The 2,247-nt window shown below is 35.5% G+C and carries 4 protein-coding genes; all 4 read left to right on the plus strand.

Annotated features, from left to right (window positions below; all coding sequences use genetic code 11):
• Positions 1–97: 97 nt before the first annotated feature.
• The 4 genes from HW45_RS28740 (at position 98) to HW45_RS29515 (ending at position 2,231) form a co-directional block, all read left to right on the plus strand.
• Entirely contained in the window at positions 98–271 is a 174-nt protein-coding gene (locus tag HW45_RS28740) for a winged helix-turn-helix domain-containing protein (protein ID WP_081875765.1), read from the plus strand.
• 11 nt (positions 272–282) lie between these two features.
• Entirely contained in the window at positions 283–1,035 is a 753-nt protein-coding gene (locus tag HW45_RS04835) for a hypothetical protein (protein WP_038225327.1), read from the plus strand.
• Between the two features lie 185 nt (positions 1,036–1,220).
• Positions 1,221–2,048 carry a hypothetical protein gene (locus tag HW45_RS04840; RefSeq protein WP_038225328.1) on the plus strand — a complete coding sequence of 276 codons (828 nt, stop codon included), beginning with the start codon at positions 1,221–1,223 and terminating at the stop codon, positions 2,046–2,048.
• A 33-nt stretch (positions 2,049–2,081) separates the two neighbouring features.
• Entirely contained in the window at positions 2,082–2,231 is a 150-nt protein-coding gene (locus HW45_RS29515) for a hypothetical protein (RefSeq protein ID WP_160171202.1), read from the plus strand.
• The last annotated feature ends 16 nt before the right edge of the window (positions 2,232–2,247 follow it).

A 2,247-nucleotide genomic window follows, 5' to 3' on the forward strand; every position in this document is an offset into this window, starting at 1 on the left:
GTTTACTCTTAGCTGAAACACCATTAAATACATACATGAAGAAACGAGAGTTTCTTTTATTTTTCCATCATGTGAATATTTTATTAAGGAAAGCCCCATGGCACAACAACCAATTTCAAATGAAACAACCGCTTTAATCATTAAATACGCTAAAGCAGGTGCAACTCAAAAAGAGATTGCAAATCATCTTGGGGTATCGCAACCAACGGTATCTCGCACACTTAAATTAAGCGGCGTAAAACGTCCAAAATACGACTTCTCAAACATTTAAAGGTATAACCCATGAAAAACAAACCAAATAAAAACCAAAAATTAAACAATTTTAAACCATCTCGCATTTCTTCATTCAATCTTTTCAATAACGAAAGTGGTGATACACTTGTTTTCTATTACACCGCTGGTAAAGAAACACGTGTTAAAGCCGTATCTCAGTTTCATGTTGCTCTAGATCTAGCTAATGAAGAAGAACTAAAGTCTACTATTCGTAAGCATGTACCATCAAGCGTTGTTAAAACAAACATTACTGCTTACGTTAACGCTAAAATCAAGGCAATTAAAGAGCGTGTGCCAGAGGCTAACGTATTTTACGTTGGTGAAAATGAAGAAACATTCATCGTTGTTGGCGTTAAAGAAGTTTCAGGCGTCGCTGAAAGTGCTATCGGTGTAGCGTTTTATAAAGAAGAAGGCGGCAAGCGTGAAACTCGTCTTGTATTTCGTTTCAAGTCTATAGAAGGTACTGATACTGCTCGTTTTATTAAAGGTTCTACATACTCTTCAGTATTCAAAGAACTTAACGTTGCTACTCTTGAAAACAATGTTGTTAAGCCTGTTGTTACTGACCCAGTTGAAGCATTCGATTCAATTTCTTGCCCATTAAAACGTGAAGAAGTTAAACAAGCTATTCTTGAGATTGATTACGCTAAAAAACAAGAAGAGTTCAAGAAGAAAGAAAAACAACGCAAATACGCTATTAATAAAAAGAAGCGTGAATCTGGTTACACAATTGAAGCATTTGAAGCAAAAAATGCATTTTAATATGCGCAAGTTATATAAATAAAATTATGAATGAGGAAGGAAACTTCCTCTTCTAGCGGCTCCACCGCATTCCAATTTAATCCAATGTTTATCTGTTTGAGTATCTGTAGGGTTCGGGTTGTTCTCGTTCATTGGTACTCGAATCCTGTGGAGACAGATACTCAATCAAATAAAGAGAACTAATTATGTCTAAAGTAACAATTTCACAAATCATTTCTGTTATCGAACAAAATAACGGTGTTATTCCTTCAAATGCATTAGCAATCATTATTGGTAAGCAGCACGGCAACCTTGTTACAAAAATGAAGTCTAATTTCGACGAGTCACTGCTTTTAAAAATAAAAAGCAGTGAATTTTACGAAAAACACCAAAACGCTAAAGGTATTCGCGACATTTACCTTCTTCCAGAAAAAGAAGCAATGGCAATGGCAATGAGTTATTCGGTCGAGCTTGGTATGCAAGTTTATGAAGCGTATCAACAATATAAACAGGCAATTGAAAAAGTTCTACAAGCTGAAACAATCGAAGAAGCTACAGAGGCTGCTATCGAAGTTTACACTTATCGTCAGCAACAAATCATTAAGTTGATTAAACAACGTAAATCGATTGGTGCACAGGTAATTAAATTGTTTGATGAACACGATGATATGATGCTTGCATGGTCTGAATTATATGATTGTTATAAGACAATTCCAGCTTCAGCTACTTCTTATCGTCGTGACGTTATCAAATTACTTCGTAATAAACTAGCGTCTCATAATGCTGGTCTTCGTGTTAAATACCGTGCTCGTACAAAACGTTATGACCATTCACAGTACCAGTTATTCGACCGTATCGAATCTCAAGTTCGTAAGCTGGAAAGTGCATTACGTTGCCGCGATATCACTAAAGGCAAAAAGGTAATTGAAACAGAGCGTGGAAACAAAGAAGTTCTTAAATCTGTTATCAAACACGTTGGTCTGAACCCTGATGCTCGCGAAGAGATTATCAGTGTTCTTACTGAAATGAAATAATAAAGGGTCTTGAATCCTTTTGAGGAAATAAAAATGAAAATCTGTAAAGAAACAATCATTCAAGAATACGTTGATGGCAGCAAGCAAACTGCCATCGCTGCTAAGTATGGAATTACACAAGCATATGTATCAATGATTTTAAAACGCAACAATATTACTACTCGCGATAAACGTAGAAAATAGTTATATAAATATTATC

The sequence above is a fragment of the Vibrio sp. ER1A genome, assembly GCF_000733315.1.
GTDB classification, from domain to species: domain Bacteria; phylum Pseudomonadota; class Gammaproteobacteria; order Enterobacterales; family Vibrionaceae; genus Vibrio; species Vibrio mediterranei.